A 15,775-nucleotide genomic window follows, 5' to 3' on the forward strand; every position below is an offset into this window, starting at 1 on the left:
GGAAGCGGCAGGCCCGGCCGCTGCGGGATCAGAGAAGCTTTGCAGTAGCAGCGCGGAACAGATCGCCGGAGGCCTTGGCGCCGACGACCGAAGGATCGAAGGCCAGGCGCGAGATATCCCACTTGCCGCGCTGAGCGATGCCGAGCGTGGATTGCACCTCGGCGTGCGAGAGCACCGTCTGCGGCGTGACCGAGATGGAATAGCGCCGGCAGAGATCCGCTAGCACGGCGGGCAGAGCCTCCCACTGCACGCGCGTCATCGGCGCGCTGCCGGCGTTGAACGGGCTCTCGGTCGCGCCGGCCATGCAGCAGAGCGAGACACCAATCGAACCCGTGTTGCAGTTCAACGTTTGTGCGGCGTAGCCCTTTTTCGCACCGCCGGCGTCGTTCAGCGCGATCGAGCTACTACCACGGACCAGATGCCCGTCTCCCTCGATCAGAATATGATAGTGGGTGCGGTCGAGCCCAGAAGCTCGATGGACGCCGGCGGTCCAGTGGACGATCACCCGATTCATTCTGGCAGCTGGCATCCAGTCGGCCGGTAGCACCCCCGCTAACGGCTGACCCGCACCACTCTTCGCAGCTTCCGTCTCCTGCAAGGCCGCGATCGTCAGCGGTCCGACGATGCCGTCTGTGGCCAGCCCTCGCCCGCGCTGGAACGCTTGCACAGCAGTCTTCGTCCTCGGCCCCATGACGCCATCGACGACAAGCGAATAGCCGAGCGCGACCAGCGCGGCTTGCACCTCGCGAGTGTTCATATCGATGCTCCGGAACTAGTGGCCCGCTGAATGCGGGCTGGCTCGTCTAAAGAGAGCGCCAGCAACCACTTCCACGTTGGACGAAGGCTACAGGCGTCGATATAGCCGGCTGATGGTCAGCAAGCTCGAAATCCCATCCGGCACCCAAGCTCTCATCTTCGATTGTGATGGGACACTGGTGAACACGCTCCCGCTCTACGCGAACGCTTGGGCACATGGCTTCCAGCCGTCGGGACAAACTATGCAACGGGACTGGTATCTTGAGCGGGCCGGCCATTCTGAGCACGCACTGATGGATCTATTCGATGCCGATCATGGCGTCACCGTCGACCGCTTGCAGGTCATCGACCTCATGCGGCAAAGGTTCATCATGGACGTCGCTGCCGTACAGGAGATTACCGCAGTGGCCGGTATCGCTCGCGCTCACCAGGGGTCGATACCAATGGCCGTCGCATCGGGCGGATCGCGTCAAATTGTTTCCGCATGCTTGCAGGCGACTGGGTTGGCTCCTCTGTTCAGCACCGTAGTAACGATCGAGGACGTCGCAAAGCCAAAGCCTGCCCCTGATTTGTTTCTCGAAGCCGCCCGAAGGCTCAAGATTGAACCAACGCTCTGTGTAGTCTTCGAGGATTCCCCCCAAGGCCTCGAGGCGGCAGAACGAGCAGGCATGCACGCCTTCGATGTACGCTCCCTCTAACCGAGTGAGGCCCCCGCCCGCTGGATAGCGGTCGTGTCCATGTCGATGCTCCGGATGTGAAAAAGCCCGCGCGAGCGGGCGGGGAAATCAGGTGTGGCTGGTCACAGAATGATCGCAGAGGCGCTGCATCGGGATCACCGAATGGCCATTGCAAGCGCCTCTCATCGGCCGATCGAAGGATCGGAGAAAGCGCATGATTTACGCCTCTGTCGTTGCCGGCGCGGCAATCTGCCTTCTGCTTGTGAGCACCAATGGCCTGCCGACGAAGCAGGAGAGTTGTGCCAAAGCGCCGAAGGGGTCTGTCATCGTCCTGCTGGACTGCCCGCCACGACCCGCGACGAGCGATTGAGCCACCACCTCGTCTTCCTCAAACGCGGGAGGAAACCGCCGTCTGCACCGAGCGTTGTGGGAGTGTAGAGGCTGGCCCTGCCTCAACCTTTCGGCTGGGGCGTTTGCAGGAGGGGCTCGCGATGATGCCCACCGCGCTCCACATGGCCATCTTCGCCGTAGGGACGGCAGCTTGGCTCGGCCTGATCCTTTGGGGACTGTGGAAGGTTCTATTCTGACGTGATGGCCACATCAATGGCGCCAGTTGATGTGCTCCGGATGTGAAAAGCCGCCCGAAGGCGGCTGGCTGATTGTAGGAAAAGAGGCCGCTTGAATGAACGTCAGGCGGGCTCAGCCGCGCGCACGTCGACCGGAGCATGGCCCCTGAAATAGAACCGCTCGGCTATTTGATACGATATCCAGGCAAAAAGCCCAGAGCCGATGAAAGCGACAGCGGCCAGATAAGCCGCGTTCACGACCGGCCCCAGACGATAGATGTACAGCACCCACCATTCCTTGAAGACGAGGCTGATAGCGACCGAATGGAGCAAATAGAACGAGTAGGAGATGCGACCCAATTGAGAGAAGGGCTTCCAGGCCAAGGCCCGAGCCATCTCGCTTTGCCCATCAATCGCCTTGCAAAGAATCACCGATCCGCACCCAGCGAAGGCCCAAACGAACTGCGATGTCGTCAACAAGCCGACTGTGAATAGGCTCGTGATGAGCAGATAGAGGGCGATCACCGAATAGTCAGGGAAAGCCTCGGCGACAGCTTTAACGGCCGTCTGGCTAAGGGTTGCGACCGCCGCCCCAGCAAACAGGAACAGGAAGAATTCGGCATAGAACCCGACGATCATAGGCAGGTAGGCCGCCGCCAAACCTGCAAAGATGATTGGCGGAAGGACGGGTATGCCGGCCCTCCGCGCCGCCATGATGACCGGCGGGAAAACGAGATAGAACGCCATCTCGTAGAAGAGAGACCAGGTGACGTTGTTAAAAACGATACCGGGGACGGCCAGCGACGGCACCCCGTTGAGGAAGAAAAGATTCATACCCACCATTCCCCAGGTCGGCGGTGGGATAAGAAGAAACGGCCCTAAGGCGGCACAAACTGCCAGCGCTAGCAAGAATGCCGGGTAGACCCGTACCAATCGCTTGCCGACAAACGCGATGTACCGGAAGGGCGACTTGAGCGCGATGCGGCAAATGAGAAAGCCGCTGAGCATGAAGAAGATATAAACACCGTGGTGAGAATGAAAAAGCCAGTAAAGTAAACGATCTAGCGGCTCATTCCATTCGCCAAAGCGGACAACATTCGGGTTTCCTCCCCGGAAGGTCGCCATATACGTTCCGCAAAAGTGGACCAAGAAGGTAAGAATTACCGCAACGCCTCTCAGGCCGTCGAGGCTACGATTACGACTTAACATTTGTTTGCATCTTGCCCCCTGCCCTTTCTGGGCGGCGGCAAAATAGTGGTCCTCAATCCCGAAGTAAATTGGCGAAAGCCGCGTCGATCTCGGTCGTGGCCGTGCCTCGCCAGTGTCGATGGCCATATTCATCTCGCCTCGTTTCAGGAAGGCCTGATTGATGTGCGCCTGAACGGTGTCGCCAACGCCGATCGTCGCTCCGATCCGAGGCAAATCGATATCGTCCAGGCGCCTCAGAGCGTCCTTGAAGGTCACCATTTCAATGCTCCGATGGGATGAGGCGGTAGTCGCTGTGGGAGCGCTATGCCAACCGTTGAAACGTCTTCTGCAGAGCGATAGAGAGGCCGCTTAGGCAGCTATCGTCCCCCACCTTGAGAACCGGCAGTAGGCAGGCGCATGCGTACTCTTATCAAATCGATCCCGCCTATCGCGCGGCTTATCGAGCATCGCGAATTGCTCGTCAGTCAGCTTTCTGAGACCAAAAATCATGTTGAGGCTCTGACACAGCAGTTCAAAGGCGAACTGTCTGCATCGCAGCATCAGGTGCAAGTCGCACATAGGGAGATCAAAGATTTACAGAAACAGGTTGCGGAAGCAGTTTTAGCTCGGGCTGAATTGATCGAGGTTGCGGCGCATACTGGCGATCAACTGAGAGCCCAGTTGCCACTTCTGCAAGCGCAGATGACGGCAATTGGCAGCGGGCAGACCGAGGGGTTTCGTTCGCTGCGGGATCGTCTGGCGCGAAACGCCGATGGCGGCAGCAGCTCTGTCGGGCGCGACATGTACCTTGACCTGCTGGAGGCTGCGCTGACCGGCACGCTTTTTGCCGATGAGTCTGAGGCGCCTTGGGCGAAGGATGTCTATGACCCGAGCCGGCGTTCGATCGGCCGCGACTGGCCGCGCACCGCGCAAACCATGATCGGTACCGCGCGCATGCGGAACCTGCGCAACCTGACTGAACGCGCAATCGCGGATCAGATCCCCGGCGACTTCATCGAGACCGGCGTTTGGCGTGGGGGCGCCTGCATCTACGCCAAGGGCATCTTCAAGGCTCATGGTGACGAGACCCGCCGGGTTTTCGTTGCTGACAGTTTCCGAGGCCTGCCGCCGCCGGATGAAGCCGCGTATCCAGCCGATAAGGGCGATCAGCACTACACCGTCGCGGAGCTCGCGATCTCGCGCGATGATGTGGCGGAAAACTTCCGCCGCTACAGCCTGCTGGACGATCGGGTCGTCTTCCTGGAGGGTTGGTTCAAGGACACGCTTCCGACTGCCCCCGTCGATAAGCTGGCCGTGCTGCGGCTCGATGGCGACATGTACGAAAGCACGATGGACGCTCTCAACGCGCTATATCACAAGGTCTCGCCGGGCGGTTTCGTGATCGTCGATGACTATGTGCTCCCGGCTTGCGCCAAGGCCATCCACGACTTCCGCGATCAGCACGGGATCACGGCTGTCATGGAGCCTGTCGACGATGCCGCAGTCTGGTGGCAAGTTCCTGCCTGATTGGGGGGCACGGGTGTTGAGGCGAGCATTGGGCGGGCTTTGGGCCGGCAGTGTTTTGACCATGCCGTCGCCAGCCTTGCCGCTGGGGACATACCAGCGGCGGAGGCGGCCATCGCCAAGACCTTCCGCCGCCTGCGAGAGAAGCCCGATTTCGAAATTCAGTTCAATTCAGGCGAAATTCGCGCGCGCGGTGGCCATGTTGCACAGGCAGAGTGGCACTTGGGCGAAGGCTCTGAAGCTCTTCCCGTGGGCTGATATTCTGGGCCGCTCAGCCGCCGAACAGCGCGTCGATCTCGGCTGTCGTCGTGATCTCGCCAGCCTCGATTTGCTCCGCGATATCCGCCTCAAGGCCGAAGGAAGCCTGGACATGCTGGGCGACTGATACAGCGACTGCGGACATTTGCGCCGCCGTTAGCGCGACGAAGCCAGTCGGCGTCTTGAACCGGATCGTTGTGTCCGGCTGCGCCTGCACCAAGGCGAATGCACCGGATATCATCGCTTGGCTTTCGCGGTCCGTTGCGATCGGTGAGCCCGCAACTTCGATGCCGCCGGTTTCCTTGGTGAAGCGAGTCGACGCCGCGTAGGAGATCAGCTCGGCGGCGCAGGCGGCGCGGGCGCCGTGAACTTGCCATTGGAATAGGACCACCCGGCCTCAGCCGCGGCATTCGCCGGGACGATGGAGGCAGAGATGTCCGGATGAAACACAGCCGACGGCTCGAGGCCGTCAAGCTCGATGATCTCGGCCACGCGGCTGTCAGCGATGCGGGCATAGCGCGCCATGATGGACCTCAGAATTCGAGAATGACCTGGCCGCCAGCACCCTGACCACCCGATCCGGAAAGCGCGCCGCCAGATGCGCCGCCGCCAGGGAACATGCCCCGTAGCGCCATTGGAAGCCGTGCCGGTAGCGATAGTGTAGGTGAAATTTGACGTGTATGCGGGGCCGCCCTGCGCCAGCACAAACTGGCCGGAACCAATGGGGTAAGCGATACCGCCAGCCATACCGGATCGCGCGATGATGCCGCCTGAGCCGCCGGTTCCGGCCGCCCCGCCGTTCGCTTGAATAGCCCCGTTTGCGGCAACACCAGCGTAAGTGCCGGGGACGGTCTGTCGGGCACTGACCTGCGTCAGTCCCGCCAACTGGATAGCGGCCCCATCGTAGATGCCGCGCAGGATGCCGCCCGCGCCAAGGTCACCGGCGACTAGTGCCGCGCCGCCCGGTCTCAGGATCGGCTTGGTCCCGGACAAGCCGTTGATGGCGAGGGTTGCGGCGCCCGTATTGGTCGCGGTGAGCAGGATGTTGAGCGGCGCGCCCACGAGGCTGGCCCACGACGCTGGTTGGGGCGTCAGCGTGACGGTCAGGGCATTTGCGGTGCCGGCAGCCACGCCGTAGGCGCATATTCCGCTTTGGATCGATCGCGCGAGATCGCGAACCAGATTGCGATGTTGCCGTCGTCAAGCGCGTCAAGGCCGCCGTAATCGTTCAGGAACTGCCCGAAAGCAGCAGCAACGGCCGCAGTCTGGCGTAGCCCCTTATTGATCTGGGCAGAGTTCACGACACCAGCTGTATAGCCGGACAGGCGAGCGGCGAGCGCGAGCCAATCGGCTTGCGCAAGCACATTCGCTCCGCCCGCCGCGGCAAACGGCAGGAAGTCATTGGTTAGCATCAACGTTTCCGAGGATCAGGCGGTGAAGTACGAGGGCGGCGCACCCCAGGCGCCAGTGTCAAAGCTCGCGATCAGGCTGCTTTGGACGTCGAAGCCGAAGAGTGGGCCGTCGACTGTGGTGATCAGGTAATCCGCCCTCACCCCTTCAGGCTTAAGCGGGAGATATCCCTGCAACAGCAGCGCAATGAACAGGGCGGATGGGATTACGCCGGTCACGCCGAACGTGATCGTCATGTCCTGGTTGTCGATGACGAGGATCGTCGTCTCGCCGTCTGGAAAAAGGATCTCGAGCGCCGCTTTCGCGCTCGGGAGCGTCCCGTCCCAGTTGTTCGCAGCGATCTTGGCCCGCAGCAGCGTCCGATAGGTATCGTCGTCGAGGCGCGTGATGCCGGCCGGCGTGTCGTACTGCGGTTGATACCAGACGCCGCGATCAAAGCCTCGCATCGCAATGTCGAACGAGAACCACGCATTCGCGATCGGGACGCTCACGAAACGCGTCCGCCCTACCCACTCGCCAACTTTATCGAGCTGAACACCGATTGCCTGATCAAGATCGAAATCAAGCGGCAGGTGCTGCATGAACGCCTACTGAGCTACGATCGGCTCGACAAGAGCCTTGATCATCGCGGCGAACTTTGGCTTGCCTCGATGGTAGCTCGTGATGAGCCCGAGATACGAATCGACGTCAGCCATTAGGGCGCAACCGTGATGGTGATGTCGGTCAGCGAAGCGCTCGCCGCCTCGTTGAATGCCATCACGAGGTCGGAAGTGCCGGGAGTGCCCGCATTCTTGGCGATCGTTATCGAGTTGATTTTGTAGGTCCGCCGATCTGGCAGGCCGTTGAGGTTGGCCGGGACGTAAATCTCAGCGAACTCGACGTCCTCGCCGATCTCCAGCGCGTTGACCCAGTCGACGATTGCTTGCTTGATCGCCGTCTCGATCGCGGTCGTGTAGCCGGTGAGAGCCGTAATGTTCAGGGCAACTTTGATCGTCGCGGTTGTCGGCCGGTAGAAGTGGATCGATCGAGCAACGCCGTATTCGTCGGTGATCGTGACGCTCGTCGTGCCGTACGTCCCGGTTCCAGGCGTTTCTTCGCCGCAATGGCTTGAGCGATAGCCGTGGCATCGCCGCCCTGCACTACCAGCGAGATGGAATGCGCGGGGATGCCGTTGGCATCTGTCGTCCCGGTGTCGTTCTCGTATCCCTTCAGGCGATCGACGCCGGTGATGGATGCCACGGCGCCGATGGTGCCTTCGAAGACGGTAAGTGAAGGCAGCGCCGTCGAGACGGTTTGGCGCTTGCGAAGCTGGGCGTCGAGCTCGACGGGCTGGCCAATAACTGCGGCAGCCGAGTTGGTGACACTCTGCCAGCCTCGCGTCGGCGTCCCGATGCCGGTAACCATCCCCGGCAGCGCGGTCACGCCAGCGACGTCGTTCAGCACCTCCAGCGCGACCATCGTCGGCGTGTCGATCGGAATCGAGCCGGCCCACGTCCGAACCCTTGTTTGGAACGCCAGGGTTTCGGCGCGCATCTCTGCAGCGACGTGCGGGTGCAAGCTCCGAACTGAGCGACGGACCATCGCGGCCTCCATTCCTAACATGCGAACAAAATAGGAACATATGCGGCGGCCTTGTCAAGGCTTCCGCGTGTGCGGTGCACGTTTGGGGATGGCGGGGGACGGTGGTGACAACGGAAGGTCGCCATGGTCTCGATTCCAACCTCGTCACGCTCGGTCACATATTCGCCGGTCAATTCGGCAGGACCATTCCCGCTCGATTTTCCGGTGTTCGATGGCACCGGCGCTGATCTGCGCGTCACGCTCGATGGCGTTGAGGTGGCGGGCTGGACCTTCTCGGGAACGATTGAGGAGGGCTTTTATGGCTCGCCTACGACGTGGATCGATGGCTCCATCACTCTCGCGGAGCCGGTTACCGGCGCGCTGGTCATTGACGGGAAGCGGCTGCCGCGCCGTGTCGCGCAGTTTCAGGAAGGCCGCGGCGTCCCGGCGCGCGATCTCAACGCCGCTCTGAATACCTTGACGGCTGTGGGTCAGGAGCTGCGCCGTGACGTCGATCGCGTGGATGTGTCTGCGGCTCAGAAGGCGGTCACGGACGCCCTGGCTATCCTGGAGGACGCCACGCAGCTCGGCACACCGGCCAACGGAACGGTGACCGACGCCAAGGTGGCGACGCCTCCTACGGACGCCGATGGCATCCAATCAGACAAGATCACTGTGCTAGGTCGGCCGGGCGGAGGCGTACCGTTGCGCTTGACGGAACTGTTCCGGCGCATGGTCTATGCTCGCGAGTTCGGCGCGATTGCAGACGGTTCCGAGCAGCGCGCGAACCTGCAAGCGGCAATCACGTACTGCGACACCAACGGTTTCATTTTGCAGCTCGATCCGGGGCAGTATCGGGTCGCGGCCAATCCTGACAATCCGTCCTACGGGCTGCGTACGACGCATCCGACCGCGATCATTGGCGCGGCGGGTACGCGAACAGCAATTGACGGTGTCCTCGGCTTTCCGACCAGCGCGGCGGGCCTTCGCATCGATCCGGCCGGCAATATCGATAGCTCGGTGTTCCGCGATATCTATTTCGGCGATCTCTCGAACGGGACGAGCAGGTTCAAGCAGGGCATCTATGTCCTGACCACGACGGCCGGCGCGAACCTCGCCGAACCGCGCTTCGAACATATCAAGTTTGGCCGTTCGGCCATTGCCGACGCCCGCTCCTTCTTCCACTTCAACGACCCGGCGCAGAATGTGAATGGCGGACTGACCGTCGCCAGTTTCCTCGACTGCGCCTTCCAGAACCTCGTCGACCTGCAAGGTTCTGGCGATCAGATCCAGTTCTTCGGCAGCCGCTTCCAGACCGCCACGCTCGGTCTGTCGGTCAATCTAGTGAACGGTGCCGGCGGTCAAGCTGGCGGTTTCCAGGTTCTCGGCTGCACCTTCCTGTGCGGCGCTGGCGCTGCCAAGGTCGATAGTTCGGCTTCGACCTATATGTTCTTCAATCAAATCGAGGGAACGGACAATCCCGGCAGCAACAACGCGCTGATCGACATCAATGGCGGCGCGGCGACCTGCCTCGGTACAAACATCTGCTTCAACACGCTGACGACGTTTGCAGCGACTGGGAACGTCGCCAATATCCGACTCGCGAATTGCAACGGCAGCAATATCGACAACAACGACTTCCGGATCAGCGCAGCGATGGCAGGCTTGGCTGACATCCGCATCATCGCCGGTTCCAGCAACATTCGCGTCGGCAAGGGGAATAAGGCGTCTGGCGGCGGTCCCGGTCTGCTCGTCAACGGCGGGAGCGCGACCGTCGACGAGACGCGGCACGCCACCTGGATCGCCGGCACAGGCTTCGTAGACAGCGGCGCTTTCGACAGCAACAGCACGCCAACCATCAGCCCAACCTACAGCCAAGCCGAGATCGTCGCCTTGCGCACGGACCTCGTACAGGTGCGGCGGCGTGTGCTCGGGCTGGAGAACGAAATTCGCCGTGCTGGCTACATTTCGTGACCGGGTCGCTGTCGATGGAGGCCAAGATGCTCCTTGCTCAAGATGCACGACCGCAACTGACGGAAACGAAAGCCGCTGAGCGTCTCGGCCTGAAGCCGGGCACGCTCAAGCGGATGCGTAATCTCGGCCGAGGCCCTGCCTTCTTCAAGGTAAGCCGGGCGGTCCGTTACGACCCCACCGACATCGACGCCTATCTGGGCCGGCGCCGCGTCGTGCCTGCCAACGAGGAACGCGCATGATCCGCGATCTGACCGTCGATCAGAAGGTGCGACCACCGCAGGCGCATCGTGCGCGCGTCACGGACGGCGGCCGCACCGTGCTGTCGATCCCGAAGGTGCAGAAATTCCTCGAACATATAGTGCTCGGCGAGAAGCTTTCTGATGCGGCCCAAGCTGCCGGCGTCAATGTCCGGCGTGCTCGGCGTCTGATGGCCGACCCTGCTGTGCGCAAGGAATACCTGAGGCAGTGCGACTTGCTCACGGAAGGTGAGCGCGCTCGGAACCATCTGCTGCTCACGACGATCAGGGATCGCGGCCTGCAGGATGGTGCGTCAGCCGCTCAGCAGAAGGTCTCGACAGAGGCTGCGCGCATCCTCGCAGGCCGCGGCGATGAGGTGTCTGGCGGCGTCACCATCAACGGCGGTCAGAACGTGATCGCGGGCTACGTGATTGACCTCAGAGGCGAGGTTGAAGGACCTCGCGTCATTCGCCCGCAGGTTTCGCGCGACGCGGTGGATATCTGATGGTCGATATTCTGGAAGCTTCCGGCGCCCGCGCTCCCAAGCCGGGGCTCGCCGCAACGCCAACTTCGCAGATCAGCGGCGCCCAGATGGTGCAGCCCTATGTCGAGCAGGCTCGGGCGCTGCAAGGTCTCGGCGAGGCGCTTGGCACGCTCGGCGAGAAAGTCGATGCGGCTTCGGTCCCTCAAGCCCAGGCGGCCGGCCTTGCGGCGGTCGGTCGCGACGAGCGGGGCAATCCCACCGTCGAGCTTAAGCCGTTCGCGCTCTCGAAGTCGGATCAGGCGTTCAACCATGCGGCGACGCAAGGCGTCGTATCGCAGTATGAGGCGGATGCAAGGCGCGAACTTCAAGCGATCCGCAGCAAGCATGCGGATAATCCTGCAGCCTTTGATGCGGAAGCCACGTCCTATGTGAAGTCGCTTGGGAAGAGCCTCGGCCCTGAGTTGCGGCCGCTGGTGCAGTTCGAGCTCAATAAGCTTCGGGAGCAGCATTACCTCTCGCTATCGAACGCTTTCACCGAGCGGAAGACGGCGCAGGCAAAGGACTCCATTCTCGTCCAGATCCAGGACACGACGAACGACTATTTCGCGCTCGCGCGGCAGGGCGGAACCGCAACGGATGAATTTCGGGTGGTCAGCGAAAGGCTGGACGCCTTGTATTCGCAGTTGAAGGCAAATCCGCTCTTCGGCGTTGCTGCGGAGCGTGCCGACAGCGAGCGTCGTTCGACGCATGATCGCGCTGTCGCCTTTGCCATGACAGGCGATGCTGTGCGCATCTACGAGTCGCAAGGCGATAAAGCCGCGCAGAAGTGGCTCGTCGACAACATCCGCGATAATCCGAATCTCAAGCTGGATGAGTCGCAGCGCAACAGCCTGCTTGAGACTGGCCGCAATGCCATCGCCATGCGGAAGGGAGAGAACAAGGCCCAGATCGACGCGAACAAAGCCTCGGCCAACGTGCTCGCCAAGGCGATGGAGGACGGTAAGTCTATTCCACAGGGCGCCGTTGATCAGGCGATCGACACGGCAACCCGGCTCGGCGACGTGGAGACGGCGGCAAAGCTTCTGACCTCGAAGCAGGTCTATGGACGCAATGAGGCGAACCGCGGCCTCACGGACGAGGAGCGGGTGCGGCAGGCGACAACGGCGCCGGTAGCCCCATCGGACATTCACGGCGTCATCACGCAGGCGGCCGATCGCTATGGCATCAGCCACAACTACGCGCTGCGCGTCGCCCACATCGAGAGCCGGTTCGATCCGAACGCGATCAATGGTGGATCGCGCGCAACCGGGCTGTTCCAGTTCATTCCATCAACCTGGCAGAGCTATGGGCAGGGCCAGAGCGCTCGCGATCCAGCCGCGAACGCTGATGCATTTGGCCGCTTCACAGTCGCAAACCGTGATTATTTGCGGCGCTCACTTGGCCGCGACCCGACCGAAGGCGAGATGTATCTGGCTCATCAGCAAGGCGCAGGCGGCGCGGCGAAGCTACTTGCAGCCCCGAACGTGCGCGCCGTCGACGTGGTCGGCGAACGGGCAGTGCTCGGCAACGGCGGTACGCTCGATATGACGGCCGGCCAGTTCGCGCAGAAGTGGATCCGGGTCGTTGATGGGGCAGCAGGAGCGCCGCCTTCGGCACCGATGGCTGCAGCGCCGTTCACGCAGCAGCAAATGGCGGCCAACCCCTATCTCGCCTCAACCTGGCTGAAGTCGCAGCTCGCCGGAAACAAGGAGCTCATCGACTCGGCGAAATACGTGCTCTCGGCAGCGTCCAACGCTGTCGACAAGGGAACCCTGCCCGATGCTCAGACGTTGGCCGGCGCCATCCAGATCGCGAACCAGAACCCCGATCGACTCGGGCGGGAGCGTGATGAGCTCTTGGCCAAAATCCGAGGCGTGGACGAAGGCGAGCAGGCCAATAGTGCCGGCAGCGCGGCAGGCGCATTGCTTGTTCAGGACGTGATGCGTCGTGCGCAGGGAGCGCCTATTTTCGTCCAGATGCAGGCCGAGGCCACGAAAGCGGCTGTCGAGCGGGGGGCTAAGAACCTCTCGGATCGTCCTTGGGAAGAGGCCGCGCGCCGCGGTTGGACAACTGGCGCCCTGCTGCCGCTGAACTTCTCTTCGCCGGACGCGCTGCAAGCGGGGCTAGCCGCTCGTCTTGATGTCGGCCGGGCGATCTCAGCACGCACCGGCATGCCGCAGTCTGTTCTAGATCCGCAGGACTTGACGGCCGTATCGCGGGTCTGGGCGACTGGCGCCCCCGCGGTGCAATCCATTCTTGCCCAGCAGCTCGGCGCGCTTCCGGCCGAGCAGTTCGGCTTGGTCATGGCGACGAAGGAGATGCATGACTCGCTGATCGGCATGTCCCGCTCGGGCGATCCCAGCAAAATGTCGGTGGCGTTCTCGCTCATGGATCGCGAGCGGCTTCGCAACCCGGACGGCTTCGCGAAGCTCTACGGCAGCGATGTCGAAAACCGCATGGCAACATGGATGGTTCGCTCGCAATACATGACGGCGGATCAGCTCGCGCGGGAGGAGGCCAAGTACAACGATCCGCAGATGCAGAAGGCCCGCAAGGAGCTCAAAGACGCGGCGATGACCGCAACGGAGAAGCTGACGGCGAGCACCATTGCCGGATACGTCGGCGGCTCCTGGCTGCCGTTCTCGTCGCCAGGCGCTCCGGTTATTCCGTCTCAAGCCCAGCGACTGGTCAGCGATTTTCGCGAGGAATATGCCGCGACCTTTGCAGAGGTCGGCGACGACGCCAAGGCTCGCGAGCTCGCGACCCAGCGCATCAGCCGCATCTGGGGCGTTTCTCCGACGAACGGCGGTTCCCTCATGCGCTTCCCGCCGGAGAAGAGCTACGCGACCATCAACGGCTCGCATGAGTGGTTGGCCAAGCAACTCGACTACGATATTCGGCAGACCGTGGGGGCTGACCTCGGCGAGCCGGAGCGACGATTGCTCGGATTGACGCCTGCCGAGCCCGACAAGCGGCGCGCTCGGGCCGCGGATCTGTTGGAGTTGCCCGCTGATAAGAAGGCAGCAGTCAAGCAAGCCGAAGGGCTGCTCTCGGCGCGCCGGATGCTTGTTCCCGATGCCCGCACCGAGGCGGAGTTCAACGCCGGGCAGCCCGCGACCTATCCGATCGTTATCCAAGCTCCCAACGGCATGTTCGTGCCTCTGCAGGACGCGCAGGGCCGGCAGCTCCGATTCCGCGGCGATATCGAAGCGGTGATGGAGCCGAAGCGAGAGACGGCGACACAGGAGTGGCGGAGGCGGCGGCAAGACGAGAGCGAGGCTGTCGCGTCGCGCGCTGCCTGGGACGCGCGGAGCGCCCGCCGCTGGCGTCGGCAGGAGGCGCAGCAATGAAGGTATTCGCTGCCGCAGATCATTACGAGCAGCTTGTCCGCGCAATGCGCGATCGGCGCATGCAGCTCGGCCTCTCTCAAACCGACGTCGATCAGCTGGCAGGGCTTCCTGGTGGCTACCTCGCGAAATGCGAGGCGATGCTGACGAATCCCAACGCGAAGAACGCGCGCGGAATGGGCAGGGACTCGCTGCCCAAGATCATGGGCGCGCTCGGCCTTCGTCTTGCCGTCATCGCCGAGAGCGAATTTCAAGCTCAAAAAATCAAAAGCCAGGGCCTTAGGGTCAAGCTGTCAGGCGAAAATGCCGAGATAACCCAACGTCTTCCAACCAATAGAATTTTGGCCGAGCGCGGCAGACTTGGTGGAAAAAAGCGCTGGGAGATGATGACGCCAGAGCAGCGGGAGGCTTTCCTTGCATCCGGTGCCGCAGGCAGAATGGCACGTTGGAAAGCTAAGGCGCAGCTCCCCGAACCCGAGCCGGCCGCGCCAGCACGCCGGGAGCGGAAGAAGCCCCCGGCGCTGACGAAGCGCCAGGCGGCCGCGCTCCGCAAGCGGCTGGTCGCGGAACGGGCGGAGGCTTCAAGGCGTAGGGATTCCGGTACCGAGCACGCCGTTCAGCAGTGAGACGGCGCCGCTTGCAATCAAATTCCCGGCGGCGCCAGACAGCGCCGCTCGCAGATCGTTGAGCGCGGCCTTCACGAAAGAGGGGTCGGCCTTTGGCTCTGCCAAGTGGCGCTCCAATCTTTCCAGCCGGTCCAGAAAATGGGCGCTATCGCTGGAAGCGGAAGCGAGAGCATCGGCATTGGCTCGAAGCTGCGACACGACAGAGCGAGCCGAATCGACAGAGTTATCGCCCACCGCCAATGAATCGATCGAATTTCCCGCACCAAGGTTCCCGTTCATCGAGCCAATCGTTCCGATGTGGATCGATGTCGAGCCCTGTTCGGCGGTTTGCTTCTCTTGCTTCGAGAACGTCATGCCTTCCCCCTTGATACCAGCGCGCTCCAAATTGATCGCCCAATCGAGAATTTGACCTCGGACCGCGGCTAGCACGCTCATGAGCTGGGATCGATCGATCATGAGGCCGTAAACGGCTCTCATGCCGCCGCAGGCCTCGTCGAGCATCCGGCAGATTTTGTCGGAATACTGGATTAGAAATTCAGCATTCTTGTCGCCTTGAAGCATTGCTTCGATCTGAGGCACAGATTGCCCCGTTGCCTTCATCGAAAATTTTGAGGTATCACTGAGAAGAGTCTGCCAGCTGGCGTAACCATTGTTGTATTTTACTGTACCGCGCATGATCCTGTAATCAGGCGGATCGTCTTCATAACCATCCAGTTCGGCGGTAACCCAATTTTCAACGCTATCCAAGCCAAGCTTGAAGGCTGCCAGCTTTACCTTTCGCAGAAGCACCGACACTGGAACGCTGTCGTCGATCGCTTCGCGCTGGATCTCCTCGACGAGAGAGCTCACGGCGTTTCCTCATTGTCCGGCGCCGACGCCTCCAGCATGGCGGCGATGATCTCTATCGCTTCGGATGCTGGAGTGCCGGTATCTCCCTGCGCCCGCATACCCGCAACAAGGCCGCGGAGTTCGTCAGCGATAATCTCCAGCCGCTCGTTCGGCGAAGCCTTCTTGTTGCCCATGGCGGCCATCATCGCGAGGAGCGCCGCGGATACCGTCGCTGCGACATCCTCGGCCGTCATGGCGGGGCTAGGCTTCTGATCAGGCACGGCAGATCCTCGAACGCTTC

At 62.0% G+C, this 15,775-nt stretch carries 17 protein-coding genes; 8 read left to right on the top strand and 9 right to left on the bottom strand.

What is annotated here, in order from left to right:
* Positions 1-28 precede the first annotated feature (28 nt).
* Positions 29-757, bottom strand: a complete 729-nt coding sequence (locus FQV39_RS03320) for a peptidoglycan recognition protein family protein (protein WP_149129010.1) — start codon at positions 755-757, stop codon at positions 29-31.
* 112 nt (positions 758-869) lie between these two features.
* Between FQV39_RS03320 and FQV39_RS03325 the strand changes: the two genes are divergently transcribed.
* Together FQV39_RS03325 and FQV39_RS33015 are read left to right on the top strand one after the other, a co-directional pair.
* Positions 870-1,454: an HAD family hydrolase gene (locus tag FQV39_RS03325; RefSeq protein ID WP_149129011.1), complete on the top strand. Its 585-nt coding sequence runs from the start codon at positions 870-872 to the stop codon at positions 1,452-1,454.
* Between the two features lie 193 nt (positions 1,455-1,647).
* Complete coding sequence (locus tag FQV39_RS33015; RefSeq protein ID WP_187640151.1) at positions 1,648-1,803, top strand: hypothetical protein; 156 nt, start codon at positions 1,648-1,650, stop codon at positions 1,801-1,803.
* A gap of 319 nt (positions 1,804-2,122) precedes the next feature.
* Here FQV39_RS33015 and FQV39_RS03330 read toward each other — a convergent pair whose 3' ends face one another.
* The gene (locus FQV39_RS03330; protein ID WP_149129012.1) at positions 2,123-3,466 is read right to left on the bottom strand and encodes an acyltransferase family protein; all 1,344 of its coding nucleotides are present in this window, start codon (positions 3,464-3,466) and stop codon (positions 2,123-2,125) included.
* 138 nt (positions 3,467-3,604) lie between these two features.
* On the opposite strand from FQV39_RS03330, the gene FQV39_RS03335 reads away from it, so the two are divergent.
* Positions 3,605-4,714, top strand: coding sequence for a TylF/MycF/NovP-related O-methyltransferase (locus tag FQV39_RS03335; protein ID WP_248313232.1), 1,110 nt, complete (start codon positions 3,605-3,607; stop codon positions 4,712-4,714).
* A gap of 268 nt (positions 4,715-4,982) precedes the next feature.
* On the opposite strand, the gene FQV39_RS03340 is transcribed toward FQV39_RS03335, so the two are convergent.
* From FQV39_RS03340 to FQV39_RS03360, 5 genes are all read right to left on the bottom strand, one after another.
* Complete coding sequence (locus FQV39_RS03340; protein WP_149129013.1) at positions 4,983-5,360, bottom strand: DUF4376 domain-containing protein; 378 nt, start codon at positions 5,358-5,360, stop codon at positions 4,983-4,985.
* Complete coding sequence (locus FQV39_RS03345; protein ID WP_149129014.1) at positions 5,303-6,100, bottom strand: hypothetical protein; 798 nt, start codon at positions 6,098-6,100, stop codon at positions 5,303-5,305. Before FQV39_RS03345 ends, FQV39_RS03340 begins: the two co-directional genes overlap by 58 nt.
* Positions 6,073-6,381: a hypothetical protein gene (locus tag FQV39_RS03350; protein ID WP_149129015.1), complete on the bottom strand. Its 309-nt coding sequence runs from the start codon at positions 6,379-6,381 to the stop codon at positions 6,073-6,075. Before FQV39_RS03350 ends, FQV39_RS03345 begins: the two co-directional genes overlap by 28 nt.
* Before the next feature lie 15 nt (positions 6,382-6,396).
* Positions 6,397-6,960, bottom strand: coding sequence for a baseplate wedge 1 family protein (locus FQV39_RS03355; RefSeq protein WP_210251158.1), 564 nt, complete (start codon positions 6,958-6,960; stop codon positions 6,397-6,399).
* A 394-nt stretch (positions 6,961-7,354) separates the two neighbouring features.
* Positions 7,355-7,912, bottom strand: a complete 558-nt coding sequence (locus tag FQV39_RS03360) for a hypothetical protein (RefSeq protein ID WP_149129016.1) — start codon at positions 7,910-7,912, stop codon at positions 7,355-7,357.
* 171 nt (positions 7,913-8,083) lie between these two features.
* Between FQV39_RS03360 and FQV39_RS03365 the strand changes: the two genes are divergently transcribed.
* From FQV39_RS03365 to FQV39_RS03385, 5 genes are read left to right on the top strand one after another with little or no spacing between them, the layout of a single operon-like run.
* Complete coding sequence (locus FQV39_RS03365; RefSeq protein ID WP_149129017.1) at positions 8,084-9,913, top strand: hypothetical protein; 1,830 nt, start codon at positions 8,084-8,086, stop codon at positions 9,911-9,913.
* Positions 9,910-10,152 (top strand): helix-turn-helix transcriptional regulator, encoded by a 243-nt coding sequence (locus FQV39_RS03370; protein WP_210251159.1) that lies wholly within the window; start codon positions 9,910-9,912, stop codon positions 10,150-10,152. The genes FQV39_RS03365 and FQV39_RS03370 overlap by 4 nt, the downstream gene beginning before the upstream one ends.
* Positions 10,149-10,655 (top strand): hypothetical protein, encoded by a 507-nt coding sequence (locus FQV39_RS03375; RefSeq protein WP_149129018.1) that lies wholly within the window; start codon positions 10,149-10,151, stop codon positions 10,653-10,655. Before FQV39_RS03370 ends, FQV39_RS03375 begins: the two co-directional genes overlap by 4 nt.
* Positions 10,655-14,023: a transglycosylase SLT domain-containing protein gene (locus FQV39_RS03380; RefSeq protein WP_149129019.1), complete on the top strand. Its 3,369-nt coding sequence runs from the start codon at positions 10,655-10,657 to the stop codon at positions 14,021-14,023. The genes FQV39_RS03375 and FQV39_RS03380 overlap by 1 nt, the downstream gene beginning before the upstream one ends.
* Entirely contained in the window at positions 14,020-14,646 is a 627-nt protein-coding gene (locus FQV39_RS03385) for a hypothetical protein (RefSeq protein ID WP_149129020.1), read from the top strand. Before FQV39_RS03380 ends, FQV39_RS03385 begins: the two co-directional genes overlap by 4 nt.
* Here FQV39_RS03385 and FQV39_RS03390 read toward each other — a convergent pair.
* Together FQV39_RS03390 and FQV39_RS03395 are read right to left on the bottom strand one after the other, a co-directional pair.
* On the bottom strand, positions 14,602-15,495 hold the full coding sequence (locus FQV39_RS03390) for an AbiTii domain-containing protein (protein ID WP_149129021.1): 894 nt from the start codon (positions 15,493-15,495) through the stop codon (positions 14,602-14,604). The two genes, FQV39_RS03385 and FQV39_RS03390, sit on opposite strands and share 45 nt — an antisense overlap.
* Positions 15,492-15,728, bottom strand: coding sequence for a hypothetical protein (locus FQV39_RS03395; RefSeq protein ID WP_149129022.1), 237 nt, complete (start codon positions 15,726-15,728; stop codon positions 15,492-15,494). Before FQV39_RS03395 ends, FQV39_RS03390 begins: the two co-directional genes overlap by 4 nt.
* Positions 15,729-15,775: the final 47 nt, after the last annotated feature.

Source organism: Bosea sp. F3-2 (assembly GCF_008253865.1).
Taxonomy (GTDB): domain Bacteria; phylum Pseudomonadota; class Alphaproteobacteria; order Rhizobiales; family Beijerinckiaceae; genus Allobosea.

Coding starts and splice junctions, on each gene's coding strand:
- FQV39_RS33015 (WP_187640151.1), top strand. CDS start 1,648: ATGATTTACGCCTCTGTCGTTGCCGGCGCGGCAATCTGCCTTCTGCTT.
- FQV39_RS03360 (WP_149129016.1), bottom strand. CDS start 7,912: ATGCGCGCCGAAACCCTGGCGTTCCAAACAAGGGTTCGGACGTGGGCC.
- FQV39_RS03330 (WP_149129012.1), bottom strand. CDS start 3,466: ATGGTGACCTTCAAGGACGCTCTGAGGCGCCTGGACGATATCGATTTG.
- FQV39_RS03320 (WP_149129010.1), bottom strand. CDS start 757: ATGAACACTCGCGAGGTGCAAGCCGCGCTGGTCGCGCTCGGCTATTCG.
- FQV39_RS03355 (WP_210251158.1), bottom strand. CDS start 6,960: ATGCAGCACCTGCCGCTTGATTTCGATCTTGATCAGGCAATCGGTGTT.
- FQV39_RS03350 (WP_149129015.1), bottom strand. CDS start 6,381: ATGCTAACCAATGACTTCCTGCCGTTTGCCGCGGCGGGCGGAGCGAAT.
- FQV39_RS03395 (WP_149129022.1), bottom strand. CDS start 15,728: ATGACGGCCGAGGATGTCGCAGCGACGGTATCCGCGGCGCTCCTCGCG.
- FQV39_RS03365 (WP_149129017.1), top strand. CDS start 8,084: ATGGTCTCGATTCCAACCTCGTCACGCTCGGTCACATATTCGCCGGTC.
- FQV39_RS03380 (WP_149129019.1), top strand. CDS start 10,655: ATGGTCGATATTCTGGAAGCTTCCGGCGCCCGCGCTCCCAAGCCGGGG.
- FQV39_RS03385 (WP_149129020.1), top strand. CDS start 14,020: ATGAAGGTATTCGCTGCCGCAGATCATTACGAGCAGCTTGTCCGCGCA.
- FQV39_RS03325 (WP_149129011.1), top strand. CDS start 870: ATGGTCAGCAAGCTCGAAATCCCATCCGGCACCCAAGCTCTCATCTTC.
- FQV39_RS03335 (WP_248313232.1), top strand. CDS start 3,605: ATGCGTACTCTTATCAAATCGATCCCGCCTATCGCGCGGCTTATCGAG.
- FQV39_RS03375 (WP_149129018.1), top strand. CDS start 10,149: ATGATCCGCGATCTGACCGTCGATCAGAAGGTGCGACCACCGCAGGCG.